Here is a 13,601-nt window from a genome sequence, read left to right on the forward strand (position 1 = left end):
TGTTGAGAGAAGATGAAATTGGTTTGACGGCGCAAGCGCTGAACCGCCTTATCGATAAATTGCAGGGCAACCTCAAGACGATTCTGGAACGCTCGGCCTCGGTTGCCCATTCTGCGAACCAGATGGCAGCTACCTCAGGACAAGTAGCCATCGCGTCGCATCAGCAAAGTGAGTCAGCGGCGAACATGGCCGCCACGGTCGAACAAATGACCGTCAGCATCAACCACGTCGGTGATCGCGCGAGCGAGGCAGACCGCCTGTCCACCCAGTCCGGGACTTTGGCCGCATCAGGGGAGTCGATCATTGGCAAGACGGTAGACGACATCAACAAGATTTCCGACACAGTCCATCAGGCGGCTGATCGCATACGCGAATTGGTCGAAAACAGTCAACGAATCTCTAGCGTTGTCGCCGTAATCAAAGAGGTAGCTGACCAGACCAATCTTCTTGCTCTGAATGCGGCCATTGAGGCGGCTCGAGCCGGAGAACAAGGACGGGGATTCGCGGTTGTTGCCGACGAAGTGCGTAAACTCGCTGAACGAACGTCCGCGTCAACTCAGGAAATATCAAAAACGATTGAGTCCATGCGAACCGGAGCCGACGAAGTGGCCATGAGGATGGAAAGCGTCGTTGCCGAAGTTGGGCGTGGCGTCGACTCTGCCAGCAAAGCGAACGAAGCGATTAACCAGATCGGGATCGGAAGCAGGAATGCGGTGGAAATGGTTCAAGAAATCTCTTCCGCCATTCGCGAACAAGCTTCGGCGATGACGACCATCGCGCAGCAGGTCGAACGGATCGCTCAGATGTCCGAAGAGAGCAGCGCGGCCGCCGACAATAGCGCGCAGGTAGCCAAGGATCTCGACAACCTCGCGACAGAAATGCAACACATCGTCCGCGCTTACCGACTCTAGCGTGGAGCGAAAATGCCCATCCACATTTCGCCAGCCATTCGTCAGCAGTTCGGCTAGAGCTGGCCACCGACAGCTTTCAAATCTATGTCAGCGAAGCACGGGTTATCGGTCCCGTTTAGCCGGCCTGGTTTCGTAGAGTCTCGATATTAGTATTTCAACTTACTCTCTTCGGACATCTGCGATCCGTTCAACCCGCTGCGCCTTGGTAGTCATCACCGATGCTCATCATGCTCGGATCCATCATCCAGTGCCAACCAATCTTTTAACCCCGCCGTTCGATTTGACCGACCAGCCAGTCCACGACATCGTCGACGAGTTGATCGACACAATTCGCGACTTTCGCTCCGGGCAAATGGACGTCCTCGAAGATGGCGAACACGTCTTTTCCCCATTTGAGGCCAAGCGCCTTCTCCGAGATCGTGCCCATGTTGCCGCCTATGGCCACGAGGCACAAGCTGCTGCGTGCGATGATGGCGTTGCGGATTTCCCCCATGCCCGTCGGAATAGCAACGGAGAGGTACGGATTTGCCGAACGGGCATCTTCTTCGGGAAGAACGCCGATGGCTATTCCCCCAGCTTCCGTTGCTCCCTGCGCCGCCGCTGCCATAACGCCGCCGCGTCCGCCACAAATCACCGCAAATCCCGCCTGCGCCAGAACGGCGGCAACTTGGTGTGCCGCGCCGGTTTCATGCGGACCTCCGTCGCCTGGCCCGATAATTCCCACTGGCTGCTGAAGCCGGTGACGACCCGACTGATGCGCCTGCAAGCGTGCGATTTTTTCAGTGCGTTTTACGTTCGCGTCGGTTGGTGATGACATCGCCGATTCCTAGGACAAGGACGCAGATAGCCATGAGAACTAACGACATGGCGGCGGCTGCAGAAAAATCCGTACCGCCATCGCTCACCTTGGCGAGGAGCAGTAGGGGAAGAATGTTTAGTTGCGTACCGACAAGCGCCAGTGCGGTCCCGTAGGTCCCCATCGCCAGTGCCGCAACGAGGCACCCTGCCGAAAGGACTGAGGGCGCCACCTCCGGAATGACCGTATCGATGAAGGCGCGCAGGCGCGACGCACCGAGCGTACGCGCTGCCAGGGTGGGGGCATTGTCAAAGTTGGCGAATACCGGATACAGCGACAAAGCAACCCGTGGAATCAGGTAATACGCGTATGCAAACCCCAGACCGCCGACGCTGTAGATCCAGGACCCAACTTCTGCAGGATCCGCGCCGGCAAACGCCACGATCTGCGTGACGAAACCGGCGCGCCCGAAGCAAAGGATGAATCCATAGGCGATCACAAGTCCGGAGAATGCGAGCGGCAAGCCAAGCACGGTAAGCATCCATTGGCGATGGTGTGCCGGTTGCCGCGCGATCTCGATGGCAATGGCCGTTCCGACGAGTGCGGAAACGGCTCCGGCCACCAGCCCGAGGATCACCGTGTTGCGGGTCGCCGCCACGAACAGCGAATCCCCGAACACGCGCCCGAATGCCGATCCACCGTCCGAGAACGCTTCCGGCACCAGCGCCAGCAACGGTAGGGTGAAGAACATCAGCATGAACAGCCACGCCAGCCAAGCCCCGTGCTTTTTCATTGCGCGCCCAGCCTATTTTCCGAGCACGGCCTGCGACCACAAGCGGTCGACCTCGGCCTTCTGTTCGGCGGCCTTGACCACGTCAAGCGGGCGGATCTGTGGCGCTTCCGGCAGCTTCGACTTGACGTCGTCTGACAGTTTGGTGCCAGGAACCGCTGGGCGGACATAACCTTGTGCAAAAAGGCCCTGGCCGATCTCGCTCATGATGAAGTTGAGCCAGAGTTTACCGGAGTTAGGATTCGGGGCATTCTTGACGAGACTGATGGCATAAGGTGCGGCCGCACTGGCTTCCTTAGGAATGACTACCGAGACCGCGTCGCCCATGCCGTCAACGTATTTGGCCTTCAGCCCGTCGTTTTCGTAGCTGATCCAGATCGGGATTTCGCCCTTGAGGAACTTGGCGTAGGGGGTCGTTCCTTCAACGCGCAAGACGTTGCCGGCAGCTTGCAGTTTGCCCAGATAGTCCGTGCCCGGTTTGACGTTATCGATGCTGCCGCCGTTGGCGAACGCCGCGGCGAAGGTCAGGACCTGCCCGATGCCGGTCGAACGTGGGTCCAGGTAAACGACCGAACTTTTGTATTCCGGCTTGAGCAGATCAGCCCAACTCGTCGGCACGTTCTTGACGAGCCTTGTGTTAACCAAGAAGGCGACGTTCAGCGTATGAATCGTGAACCATTTGCCCGACTCTTCGCGGAACACCGTGGGTAGCTTGTCGAAATTGATGGGCTTGAACGATTCGACAACGTCCTTCTTGACGGCATCAACACCGGACGCTGCGAAATAGTAGGCGGTGTCGGCTTGGGGACGACGCCGGCTTTTCTCAAGCGAGACAACCGTTGCTGCGGAGCCGATGTCGTTGTAGGTGATTTCGATATCCGGGTAGCGCTTCTTGAAATCGCGGAACAAGGATTTCCAGTTGGCCCACTCCGGACCGGTGTCGAAGGAAACGACAAGTCCCTCCTTCTGTGCCGCTTCGTATAGCGCTTTCTCTCCCGCGTAAAGCTCCGGGCCGTCGAACGCCACGGCAACGCCACTCGCGAACGAGAGCGTCGCCATCGCCAGCGCGGCAGCCGATTTGATAAGTTCTCTGCGTTTCATGTGACCTCCTTGTGAGTAGTAGTTAGCTGTCGAGCAAGGTGATGTGCTCAGGTGGAAGGGCGATGGCGTTGCCCGCAATCTGATGAGATTCGACGAGTAGCGGTAGTGCAGCGCCATCGGCCAAGAAGTCGTAGCGGTAGATTGATCCCAGGTATCGTTGCGTTCCGATATGCCCCGAGATGCGGTTAGTCGCGTCGCTGGAGGGCGTCGGCACAATGTTCTCAGGCCGGATCAACGCGAAGACGGACTGGCCCACCTGGCGGTGCCCCGTCGCAGTGGCAAGTCGAGCGAAACCGGCGTCAATCAGATCACGAGCGATCACGGTGGCCGGCAAGATCGTTGAAAGGCCAACAAACTCCGCCACGGCTTTGTTCGCTGGTGCCCGATAGATTTCCTCGGGGGTGGAGAACTGAAGGAGTCGGCCATCCTTGAGCACAGCGACCTTGTCGGCCATGGTCAGCGCTTCTTCCTGGTCGTGTGTAACCAGCAGCGTCGTAGCGTTGAACCGCTTCTGTATCGTGCGAATCTGGTCGCGCAGATGGCCGCGAATACTGGCATCAAGTGCCGCCAACGGCTCGTCCAGCAACAGCGCCAGCGGGTCGATGGCGAGTGCGCGCGCCAAAGCGACTCGCTGCTGTTGTCCACCGGAAAGTCTGGAGATCGAACGCTCGGCATATTCTGCAAGCCCCGTCAGTGCAAGCAGGTCCCGTGCACGATTCTGTCTCTCATTGAGCGGCACCTTGCGCAGCTTCAAACCATAGGCCACGTTATCGACCACGCTCAGATGAGGGAACAGAGCATATTGCTGGAAGACCATACCGATATTGCGCTGATGCATCGGCTTGCCGGCGACATTCTCGCCATTGAGCAGAATCGAACCGGTGTGGCCGGTTTCGAGGCCAGCAACGAGTTTGAGCAGCGTCGATTTGCCTGATCCGCTCGGACCGATAACCGCCACGAGCTCCCCCGTATCGACTCTCAGGGATACGTCATGCAGGCCATGCGTCGTGCCCGGATAGGTGTACGTAATGTGATCGAGGAGAAGACTCATGATTTCTTGATGACAGAGGAAGAAATGAAGGCGGAAGCGCAGGCCAGTAACAAGAGAATCACCGTCGCCGCACACGCGAACCCGGTTGCCCCATAGAAGGCCTGCAAAAGGACCACCGGATAGGTGCGGTTCTGGAAACTCGTCAATAGATTCGATAGGCCGAACTCGCCGACCGAGATAGCCGCCACCATTACCAATCCACTGATGAGGCTTTGTCGCAAATTCGGAACGACGATGCCAATAAACTGCTGCCACGGCGACGCACCGAGGGTCGCCGCGGCCGCTTCAAGCCGATCAAGTGCGAGGTGCCGCAGATCGGTCAGCAACGTGTTGGTGAGGTAGGGGAGCGTATGGACGGCGTGGGCCGCGATCAGCAATGGAAGGGTTCCAAGCCACGGCGCGTAGTCGGTATTGAAAACGATGATGTAGCCAAAACCGAGCGTGATCGTCGGAACGGCCACAGGCATTGCGCTCACTAATCGGGCCGCGATACTACCGCGTTGGCCGGCACGGTGGTAGAGCGCATAGGCGAGTGGCACAGCGATGATCGTGTTGATCACGCAGGCGCTGACAGCAACAGTGAGGCTTGCGACGAACGCCTTGCGGAACGATGGGTCGACCCAGAGTTCAACATACCAGCGGGCGGTTGTGCCGGAAGGCAGCAATGTGTTCGTCCACGTGCTGCCGAAGCTGCCGACGATCAGGAGGGCGATCGGCAGTAATAGATAGATGCCGTAAATGATCGAAATTCCGCGAATCACGCATTTGCTCCGGATGATGACATCTGCAAGACGCTCCAACTTAGGAGCGATGCGTGATTCTATGCCGGGAATGTTTCAGGAATCTGCGTGAACGCGTGAAATCTTCGGTTGATTTGTTGAGTAATTGGAAAGTATTAGCCATACTGCGTTCATGAAACGCTCGTGCCCGACCATCCAGGAACTAATGGCTTTTGACGCAGTGGCAAGCTTCGAGAGCCTGACACGCGCCGCCGGCGCATTGTGCGTATCGGTCGGTGCTATTAGCAAACAGCTTGCCTCGTTGGAAACCTTTGTCGGAAAACCGTTGTTTGAAAAGCAAGGCCGGGGTGTGAGGCTCACGGCCATCGGGAGGGAGTATTGGAACAAGATTTCCCCGAGTTTGCGTGCCATCGAGTCGGCGACATTCGAGGTGCGCGCTGCGGGATTGAGCAGCGGTGTGCTAACCCTGGCGAGCGTCCCGACGTTCTTGACCAAATGGCTGATCCCGCGACTGGGCGAGTTTCGCCGACATTACCCGGGAGTGACATTCAGTTTTCGCCGACATCTCGATCGTGGAGAAACTCAACCGCACGACATTGACGCTTCAATTCGCTATGGATCGGGAGACTGGCCGAACGTCGTCGCTGACTATATCGCGGGGCGGGAGTTCGTCTGCGTCATTGCGCCCGGGGGCCATGACAGAACGTCTCCTACCGATCCGCAAACCATGTTGATGGACGCGACACTTCTTCACCACGTTGAAGCGCCGACAGTCTGGCGTAAGTGGGCGTCCCACCATGACCTCGATGCATTGCAGACGCTTTCCGGCCCGCGCTTTGCCCAATACGCGGCCATCATTCAGGCGGCCTTAAGTGGTTTGGGTGCGGCCCTGGTTCCGAAAATCCTGGTCGAAGATGAACTGCAAGATGGGCGGTTGGTGGCCATAGGCAATCCGGTCGATGGCGATCAAGGCCACTATCTGTGCTTTGCCTCAGAGAAAGGTGAGCGTTCCGTTTTCGCGGCGTTCCGAGAATGGATTCTGACAGAGGGGCATATCGGAGAGCGAGCGGCCATCCGCAGACTCGGACGGGGTTGATCTATAGCCAGGGGAGTTTTCCTTCCTGGATTTTCACTGGATCATTTCATCGCGTTGGCCAAAGAGGACTTTGGCCGTATTTGATCCTAAAGACAGTCTCCCAGGGATTGCTGCCATTGGTGGATTGAACCAACTGAACGACCGCTTAACCCAATGGTTTAGGCAGTACTCTGAATCGCCCCGGCTTCCCTAGACACTTTCGAGCCGGTTGAAATACTGCTGTTCGAACTGTACCGGAGAAAGCCCGTCTGCATACGAGTGACGACGCTTCGGGTTGTAGAACATCTCGATGTAGTCGAAGACATCCCGCCTCGCTTCTTCGCGGTCGGCATAGATTCGTCGTCGAATCCGCTCCCGTTTCAGTAGCTGGAAGAAGCTCTCTGCAACCGCGTTGTCGTAACAGTTGCTGCGCCGGCTCATGCTCGGGACTAGGTTGTGGACCTTCAGGAAGGACTGCCAGTCGTGACTGCTGAACTGGCTGCCCTGATCTGAATGCACGATGACCTCCTGCTTTGGTTGCCGGCGGCACACCGCCATCAGTAGCGCATTGATCGCCAACTCGCGATCGATGCGAGAGTGCATCGACCAACCGATGACCCGCCGCGAGAAGAGGTCGAGCACGACACCCAAGTAGAGCCAGCCTTCGTAGGTGCGGATGTAAGTAATGTCCGTCACCCAGACCTGATTCGGCTCGGCGACGTCGAATTCCTGCTGAACGTGATTCGGTGCGATCACCGCTGGACGCCCGTAGCGCTGGCCGGGACGCCGACGATAACCCGTGTGCGAGCGCAGCTTCGCCACGCGCATCAGGCGATAGACGCGATGCTTGCCGCAGGATTCACCGACCTCGCGCAGATCGTCGGTGATCTTGCGGTAGCCATACACACCGCCGCTTTCCAGCCAGAACTGCTTGATGAGTCCGACTAGGCGCCGATCTTCCCTCTGCCGCGCAGACATCGGCGATGTACGCCAAGCGTAGTAGCCGCTCGGATGCACCTTCATCACCCGACACATCGTCCGCACGGCATGCTGCTCTTCATGGGAACGAATGAAGGCGTACCTTACCGGGACTCCTTGGCAAAGTACGCCGCGGCCTTTTTTAGGATGTCGCGCTCTTCGGTGACGCGCCGCAACTCCGACTTCAACCGCCGGATTTCTTCCTGCTGACTGCGGGTTTCAGTCCGTTGCGCTTCCGGCACACCGAACTGCTTCATCCACTGGTACAGGCTGTGCTGGGATACACCCAGCCGTTCCGCCAGATCGGCCACCGCGTGCCCTCGATCGGTCACCTGCTTGACCGCCTCAATCTTGAATTCATCCGTGTAACGCTTGCCGCTCATGACACCTCCCTGGTTGCCTCAAGTGTAAGGCTCAACGGTGTCTACAGATTCCGGGGCGATTCAGTGAAGAGGTCTTCGCCGTTCTCGATGGCATCGTCGATATGCATTACCGCGAGGCAGGTGTCGAAAGCATCGTCACGCTTCGCGTTGGCGACATTTTCTTTGCTCAGATCGGGTGTGAGCACGTCGCTCATCCCCGTGGTGAGGCACGGATCCTCGTGGTGGAGCGCGAGGGCAGTGTATGAGCAACCTGCCGGCTACCCGTCGTTGCATCCGATCTGCCCCAGTCCGCTTCGCGGTCTGCTGTCAGCTGAGCTTGCACGCTTTCTCTGTCGGCATCGACTCACTCAAGGAGCAAGCCCTTAATGCAGACGCAAACCCTGCGAGATGGGGCTGAATCATTCACAGTCTCTGTACACGAAGCCAAGAAAGCTTCCCGAGTTGTGCTTTTTTCGGTGGGCGCAGGGGGCCTGCCGGAACGTCACGCGACGCTTTTGGACGCCCTGGCTGAATCGGGTTACACGGTCGTTGCACCACATTTCGACCGACTCACTTCGCCCGTTCCTAGCGAAGCCAACATGACTCTCCGGGCGAGGCGCTTGTCTCTCGCACTCGACGCATTCGCTCTACCCGGCACGCCAGCCGTAGGGGTAGGGCACTCTATTGGCGCAAGTACTCTTGTTGCTCTAGCGGGAGCGCAGATGTGGTTAGCGCCTGGCCAGCGCGTCAAGATCGCGCCGGACAGTCGAATAACTCGGCTGGCCCTGTTGGCGCCACCCATCGGATTCTTCAAAGCGCCTGGGGCACTCGATGCCGTGCGCGTTCCAATTTTGGCCTGGGTCGGTTCCGGAGATGACATCACACCGCCAGCTCAAACGGAATGGTTGGTGCAGGCCATGCGTGATTGGCAAGCCGTCGATGTTCGCGTCACGGCGGGTGCCGGTCATTTCTCATTCATGGATCTGCCACCGCCGCAAACCACGGAACCCTTGCCAGATAAGCAAGCCTTTCTTCGCGAGTATTCAAGTGAACTACGGTACAGGGCTGAACATGCTAACGATTGAACGCGCCTTACCCCAAGATGCCCCTGCGATCCTGGCTCTCCAGAGGCTCGCCTTTCAATCAGAAGCGGCCCTCTACAACGACTGGTCGATTCCGCCGATCACGCAAACGCTCGAGGCGTTACTCGAAGAGTTTTCCGCCGGCATCATTCTGAAGGCGATTGCCGAAGGTCAGCTTGTGGGGTCTGTTCGCGCCAGGTGTCACGATGGCCTCTGCGAGGTTGGTCGTCTCATAGTGCACCCTGCCTTTCAACGTCGAGGTATCGGCTCACGACTACTAAGGGCCATTGAAGGGCAGTTCCCGGCGGTTACCCGATTTGAGCTTTTCACCGGAAGCAAGAGTGAAAGCAACCTTCGGCTCTATCAACGGGCTGGCTACCGAATCGCCCAAACCAAGTCGCTCTCTCCGGCGGTATCCATCACCTATCTGGAGAAGCGCGCTAATCCAGCCGGCTAGGCCTCGTCTACTAGACTTTACATAATACAAATTATGCGCTTACCGGGTAATTTAAAAGGCGTTGCAAATTTCGTCTGTTTTTGCCTTTTACTCCATCCGAATCGTCTCGACCGTCGGTCGGATTCTCCAGACGCCGCATAGTTTGTTCGATCCCTCGGGCGGTCAATACGATTCGGCTATCTTGGCCACCGCTGAACACTTTTTTCCCTTGTACGACTTGCCCCATCGAGCGCCCGGTTCTTGGCGAGCGAGACCATTTCGGCGGTCTTCTCGTTTGCGCGCGTGACGCCAGTAACCGTGTCAAATCTCTCTGCGCGCGGACAGCCTCAATAGCGGCGTTTAGGGCCAATAGATTGGTCTGGTCGGCAATGTCTCGATCAGGAAGCTTGTAGGCGGGCCGGCGCCAATGGCGGATAATGGCGGATGCTCGGCCAAGGCGAGGATGTAAATGCCAAGATCCCCAGGGGCCGTAATGCGGCTCCCCGCTGAGTTAGCAGAAAAACAAGTGAATACACCAATCTCCTCTTCCCGCTCCGTCAGCGCCGAGTTCATCCTGCTCTTCGTCGCGATGGTGTGGGGCTTCAATCCGGTGGTTATCAAGATCGGGCTGCAGTGGCTTCCGCCCCAAGCCTATAACTTGGGCCGTCTGGTCGTGGCCACCATTGTGGGCCTCATCGCGCTCTGGCTGTCGGGTACGTACCGGCGCCCCAGCCGAGCAGACGTGTGGAAGCTGTTCCGGGTTAGCGCATTGGGGTTCTTTACATTCCAGGTATTTTTCACCGAGGGGCTGCAGCGTACGGCTGCGGGCAACGCCTCTTTTATCATGTGTCTGCTGCCCGTCGGCGTCCTGTTGCTCAACAAGCTGTTCGGACTCGAAACCATTACCCGAGCCGTCGTGCTTGGCATCGTCTGTTCGGTTTCTGGCGTGGCCCTGATCGTCGTTGGGACGGGGAAGGAGTTCAGCCTAGCGGGCCACCATTTCCTCGGCACGGTTTTCGTGATGCTCTCGCAGCTTGGATATGCGTACTACACCGTGTTCTCCAAGGAATTCCAGGCGCGCTATTCGACCTATCAAATCACTGCCGGCCTGATGGGTTTCACGACTTTGTTGCTGGCCATCTTCGCCCTGCCGGAAACCCTCTCCGTGCGCTGGTTCGAAGTTCCCGCCGCCGCCTGGGGTAGCGTGCTGTTTTCTGGGATATTGGCGCTTTGTATTTGCAACTTCCTGTGGATATGGGGAACGGGTGTTCTCGGGACCTCCCGCGTAGCGATTTTCAACAATGTCTCGCCGGTTTTCGCTGTCGTTTCTGCCTACTTCGTGCTCGGTGAAGAGTTCGGTATTTTGCAGACGCTCGGGGCCGTGTTCGTGTTCGCCGGCGTGTATATAACGCGCAACCGAGGCAAGTTTGAGAAGCAACGTAGGTATTTAAAATCAAATAATAAAGATTCTTTTTTAAAGTAAATACGAGATTTTCTTCCGGCTACACTCATGGCATAACGGAGTTCGGAGGTAGTCTCTCCCATTTAGCGATAGTCATCCGATCGCCTTCCCTACGAGAAAAACAACGATGGATTCCAAACAAGAATATCTTCCCCTCCCCTCGCCGCAAATGTTCGGCGGCAAGCCGCTGATGGAAGTCTTACGCGACAGGGAATCGAGACGGGAGTTCAGCGCTGAGCCCCTGTCCGACCAGATTCTTGCCGACCTCCTGTGGGCGGCGATCGGCGTCAATCGGCCGGAAAGCGGCAAGCTCACCGTACCGAACGGCCGCAGCCGACGGGAGATCGACGTCTACCTGATTACGGCAGAAGCCGTTTATCGCTACGACATCGACGGCCATGTCCTGGTGACGACCAAACGCGGCGACCTCCGCCATCTCGCCGGTAAGCAGGATTTTGTAGCAACGGCGCCAGTGAATCTCGTGTTCGTCGCCGATTTGAATAAGATGCCCGACCTGACGTTGGAGCAGCAACTAATCTACAGCGCCATCGATGCAGGCTTTTGCGTGCAAAACGTGTATCTCTACTGCACCTCCATTGGCTTGGCTACTGTCGCCCGAGGCTCGATCGACCGGCAAGCTCTTGGGGTGGCGCTCGACTTCGACAAGCATCACCGCATCGTTCTCGCCCAGAGCGTGGGATATCCAGCCTAAGGGAACGAGCAAGCCAAGCGGCCGTTTACACCTAGAAAACTGGCCCGGTAGTGCAGGTCGCCTTCGTGGAGTTTTTTTTGCGCCGAGAGTGGGAATGGTCGGCGCCATGGCCGCCTGCGAAATCAAGCCACCCTTCGCACGATTGCGTCAGGCCAGTCTTTTATAGATGCCACCGTGCCATAAAACCTTCATACATAGCGCGTACCTTCGAGGATGCGGACTGAGCCTCTCGGCACTTTCCGCTTCCCGGTTTCATTCCTCTGAGGATTGGTACGCACATGATGGCAGATCTCGTCGACACGGCTGGGCAGGCAACCTTCGATAGTCGAGGAAATGCGCCTGAGGGGCGGTTTCGCAACCGCACAGCCGCATTTGTCTGGGGATTTGCCGCCGTGTTCGCCGCAGCCGTCGTCGCGATTTCGGTGTTGTATTTTCTGAGGGACGTCGAGGCGGCGGGAAGCAGTGAGGTCATCCGGATACTGTTGGCGCTCTTCTGGCTCGGTTGTTTCGTCTTCGTTCGGTTCGCCTGTCGGCAGTCAGTCACAGAAATAAGGGTCGAGCCCGGAACATTGGAGATCGATTTGATTTTTCCGTTCAGGCGGCGTACCCGCATGGTCCCTCAAACCAACGTGGCAGCCGTCGGCGTCGTCGATTCTTTCGATTCGGACGGCCACCCTTATTACTACGCTCGGGTACGGCTCATTGATGGAACGGCGCTGGATTTTTATGAGAGCCACAACGAATCCACGTGCCAAGCCGAGGTGGAACGCTTCAAACAGTGCCTGAATCAGTGAGTCAGTACTAAAAAGGCCCGGTTATCCAGCGGCTTTCTGACAGGGGCCAATTCCCTCGATTCTGCGTCTTGGTAACCCCGCTCTTAGTGGCTTCGCCATTCGTAGCGCCAAGTTAGAACCGGACGAAATCCGATGTAGCCCTTTTTCGCGCGCCTGCTTATACTGGGTTCGCTGGCACAACCTTGTGTGACTGGGAGAGCTTCCATGACGAAACCGAAGACCCGCACACCCGAAGACATCGACGATCTTCCGGACGATCCGCTTGACCTCGATGAGGCCGAACTCGACACCGAGGACTTGCCCGGCGACGACGCCGATTTTGACAAGCTGCTCGACGACGCGGTGGCAGACCAGGAGAACTGGTCCGAATAACCTCGCCGCGCGGACACTCTGCGCAGTTTCTCCCTTCATAAACACCGCGTTGCCCCGTCGGTGACGCCGGGGGAGCGTTCGCGCTAAAGCAACGCCAACGGCAACGTGATGCCCAGTGATCCCAATGGCGATAATCGCTGCCACATCTTTCCAGCGCGCAGCGGGCGGCCCCACACCTTGACGCTCCTCTAGCCGGCCGCGGCTTGAGGCGATGAAACTCGCTTTGCCGCACCCTCCTCTTCACTTTTGCTCGAGTTCGGTCGGCGCTGAGTCAACGCAACTCGCCCAGCATTTGCACGCGGCGTGGCAACGACGGGCCCTGCAGTAAGTCGTTGTTGACCTGACTACGGCTTCACTCCTTAGGCTGTTTGTTCTCCGCAGCTTGCGGCCTGTTTCACATTGCATAAAGGAGGTCAGCCAATGAATCGCGCTCGAAACACGCTCGAATACACCATGGACGTCACGGGTACCCCGGAGGCCGTCTTTCCATTGCTATGCCCGGTCCGGGAATATGAGTGGATCGACATTTGGGATTGCCGTCTCGTTTTCTCCGAGTCGGGCAAGGCCGAGCTCGGCTGCGTTTTCCAGACCTGGTTTCCGCAGGACGGCCCCGACGACACGTGGGTTGTCTCGCGGTATGAACCTTCGCAAGCCATCGAATTCGTTCGTATCAATGCACTGCGCGCGATTCACTATTCGATACGGCTTCAGGGCGCAGCAGGAGGCAAAAGCACTTGGATATGGAGGCAGACTTTGACGGGTTTGAACGACGAAGGCGACGCGCTCGTCATCGCAATCAAGCCGGAAGCCTTTGCCGAAAAGATGGCTATCCTGGAACGAAAGCTCAACCATTACCTCGAGACAGGCCATATGTTGAAGGCGTAAGTTTCACCACACTGGCCCCCGTGTTGTGTAAATCGGCGAGAAACACGGAGGGCC

At 57.7% G+C, this 13,601-nt stretch carries 15 protein-coding genes; 8 read left to right on the forward strand and 7 right to left on the reverse strand.

The annotated features are described in order from the left end of the window. A partial coding sequence (locus NZ453_RS05185; RefSeq protein WP_263769351.1) for a methyl-accepting chemotaxis protein occupies window positions 1–911 on the forward strand: 911 nt, incomplete at its 5' end. 262 nt (window positions 912–1,173) lie between these two features. Here NZ453_RS05185 and NZ453_RS05190 read toward each other — a convergent pair. The 5 genes from NZ453_RS05190 to NZ453_RS05210 are packed head-to-tail and all read right to left on the reverse strand — an operon-like array spanning window position 1,174 to window position 5,410. Further along, the gene (locus NZ453_RS05190) at window positions 1,174–1,728 is read right to left on the reverse strand and encodes a TIGR00725 family protein (protein WP_263769352.1); all 555 of its coding nucleotides are present in this window, start codon (window positions 1,726–1,728) and stop codon (window positions 1,174–1,176) included. Continuing rightward, window positions 1,691–2,500: an ABC transporter permease gene (locus NZ453_RS05195; RefSeq protein WP_263769354.1), complete on the reverse strand. Its 810-nt coding sequence runs from the start codon at window positions 2,498–2,500 to the stop codon at window positions 1,691–1,693. Before NZ453_RS05195 ends, NZ453_RS05190 begins: the two co-directional genes overlap by 38 nt. 12 nt (window positions 2,501–2,512) lie before the next feature. Next, the gene (locus NZ453_RS05200) at window positions 2,513–3,598 is read right to left on the reverse strand and encodes an extracellular solute-binding protein (protein ID WP_263769356.1); all 1,086 of its coding nucleotides are present in this window, start codon (window positions 3,596–3,598) and stop codon (window positions 2,513–2,515) included. Between the two features lie 22 nt (window positions 3,599–3,620). Beyond that, a complete protein-coding gene (locus NZ453_RS05205) occupies window positions 3,621–4,649 on the reverse strand; it encodes an ABC transporter ATP-binding protein (RefSeq protein WP_263769357.1) in 1,029 nt (342 codons plus the stop codon). Then, the gene (locus NZ453_RS05210; RefSeq protein ID WP_263769358.1) at window positions 4,646–5,410 is read right to left on the reverse strand and encodes an ABC transporter permease; all 765 of its coding nucleotides are present in this window, start codon (window positions 5,408–5,410) and stop codon (window positions 4,646–4,648) included. Before NZ453_RS05210 ends, NZ453_RS05205 begins: the two co-directional genes overlap by 4 nt. A 184-nt stretch (window positions 5,411–5,594) precedes the next feature. On the opposite strand from NZ453_RS05210, the gene NZ453_RS05215 reads away from it, so the two are divergent. Next, window positions 5,595–6,485 carry a LysR substrate-binding domain-containing protein gene (locus NZ453_RS05215; protein ID WP_263769359.1) on the forward strand — a complete coding sequence of 297 codons (891 nt, stop codon included), beginning with the start codon at window positions 5,595–5,597 and terminating at the stop codon, window positions 6,483–6,485. Between the two features lie 189 nt (window positions 6,486–6,674). Here the strand turns inward: NZ453_RS05215 and NZ453_RS05220 are convergent. Then, a protein-coding gene (locus tag NZ453_RS05220; protein WP_263769360.1) for an IS3 family transposase occupies window positions 6,675–7,825 on the reverse strand; the annotation gives its coding sequence in 2 pieces (ribosomal slippage) (window positions 6,675–7,588 and window positions 7,588–7,825; 1,152 coding nt in all). Between the two features lie 41 nt (window positions 7,826–7,866). Next, entirely contained in the window at window positions 7,867–8,010 is a 144-nt protein-coding gene (locus NZ453_RS05225; RefSeq protein WP_263769361.1) for a hypothetical protein, read from the reverse strand. 715 nt (window positions 8,011–8,725) lie between these two features. Between NZ453_RS05225 and NZ453_RS05230 the strand changes: the two genes are divergently transcribed. The 6 genes from NZ453_RS05230 to NZ453_RS05255 all read left to right on the forward strand — a co-directional run bounded on the left by NZ453_RS05230 (window position 8,726) and on the right by NZ453_RS05255 (window position 13,547). Next, entirely contained in the window at window positions 8,726–9,343 is a 618-nt protein-coding gene (locus tag NZ453_RS05230; RefSeq protein WP_263769362.1) for a GNAT family N-acetyltransferase, read from the forward strand. Between the two features lie 505 nt (window positions 9,344–9,848). Beyond that, on the forward strand, window positions 9,849–10,805 hold the full coding sequence (locus tag NZ453_RS05235) for a DMT family transporter (RefSeq protein ID WP_263769363.1): 957 nt from the start codon (window positions 9,849–9,851) through the stop codon (window positions 10,803–10,805). 106 nt (window positions 10,806–10,911) lie between these two features. Beyond that, window positions 10,912–11,496, forward strand: coding sequence for a nitroreductase family protein (locus tag NZ453_RS05240; protein ID WP_263769364.1), 585 nt, complete (start codon window positions 10,912–10,914; stop codon window positions 11,494–11,496). A gap of 278 nt (window positions 11,497–11,774) precedes the next feature. After that, complete coding sequence (locus NZ453_RS05245) at window positions 11,775–12,290, forward strand: hypothetical protein (RefSeq protein WP_263769365.1); 516 nt, start codon at window positions 11,775–11,777, stop codon at window positions 12,288–12,290. Between the two features lie 204 nt (window positions 12,291–12,494). Beyond that, window positions 12,495–12,662, forward strand: a complete 168-nt coding sequence (locus NZ453_RS05250) for a hypothetical protein (RefSeq protein ID WP_263769366.1) — start codon at window positions 12,495–12,497, stop codon at window positions 12,660–12,662. A gap of 420 nt (window positions 12,663–13,082) precedes the next feature. After that, entirely contained in the window at window positions 13,083–13,547 is a 465-nt protein-coding gene (locus NZ453_RS05255; RefSeq protein WP_263769367.1) for a hypothetical protein, read from the forward strand. Window positions 13,548–13,601: the final 54 nt, after the last annotated feature.

The organism is Propionivibrio soli (genome assembly GCF_025770765.1).
GTDB classification, from domain to species: Bacteria; Pseudomonadota; Gammaproteobacteria; order Burkholderiales; family Rhodocyclaceae; genus Propionivibrio; species Propionivibrio soli.

Bases quoted from the DNA above. Each gene is read 5' to 3' on its own strand.
- NZ453_RS05190 (WP_263769352.1), bottom strand. From the start codon at position 1,728: ATGTCATCACCAACCGACGCGAACGTAAAACGCACTGAAAAAATCGCA.
- NZ453_RS05195 (WP_263769354.1), bottom strand. From the start codon at position 2,500: ATGAAAAAGCACGGGGCTTGGCTGGCGTGGCTGTTCATGCTGATGTTC.
- NZ453_RS05200 (WP_263769356.1), bottom strand. From the start codon at position 3,598: ATGAAACGCAGAGAACTTATCAAATCGGCTGCCGCGCTGGCGATGGCG.
- NZ453_RS05205 (WP_263769357.1), bottom strand. From the start codon at position 4,649: ATGAGTCTTCTCCTCGATCACATTACGTACACCTATCCGGGCACGACG.
- NZ453_RS05215 (WP_263769359.1), top strand. From the start codon at position 5,595: ATGGCTTTTGACGCAGTGGCAAGCTTCGAGAGCCTGACACGCGCCGCC.
- NZ453_RS05240 (WP_263769364.1), top strand. From the start codon at position 10,912: ATGGATTCCAAACAAGAATATCTTCCCCTCCCCTCGCCGCAAATGTTC.
- NZ453_RS05245 (WP_263769365.1), top strand. From the start codon at position 11,775: ATGATGGCAGATCTCGTCGACACGGCTGGGCAGGCAACCTTCGATAGT.
- NZ453_RS05250 (WP_263769366.1), top strand. From the start codon at position 12,495: ATGACGAAACCGAAGACCCGCACACCCGAAGACATCGACGATCTTCCG.
- NZ453_RS05255 (WP_263769367.1), top strand. From the start codon at position 13,083: ATGAATCGCGCTCGAAACACGCTCGAATACACCATGGACGTCACGGGT.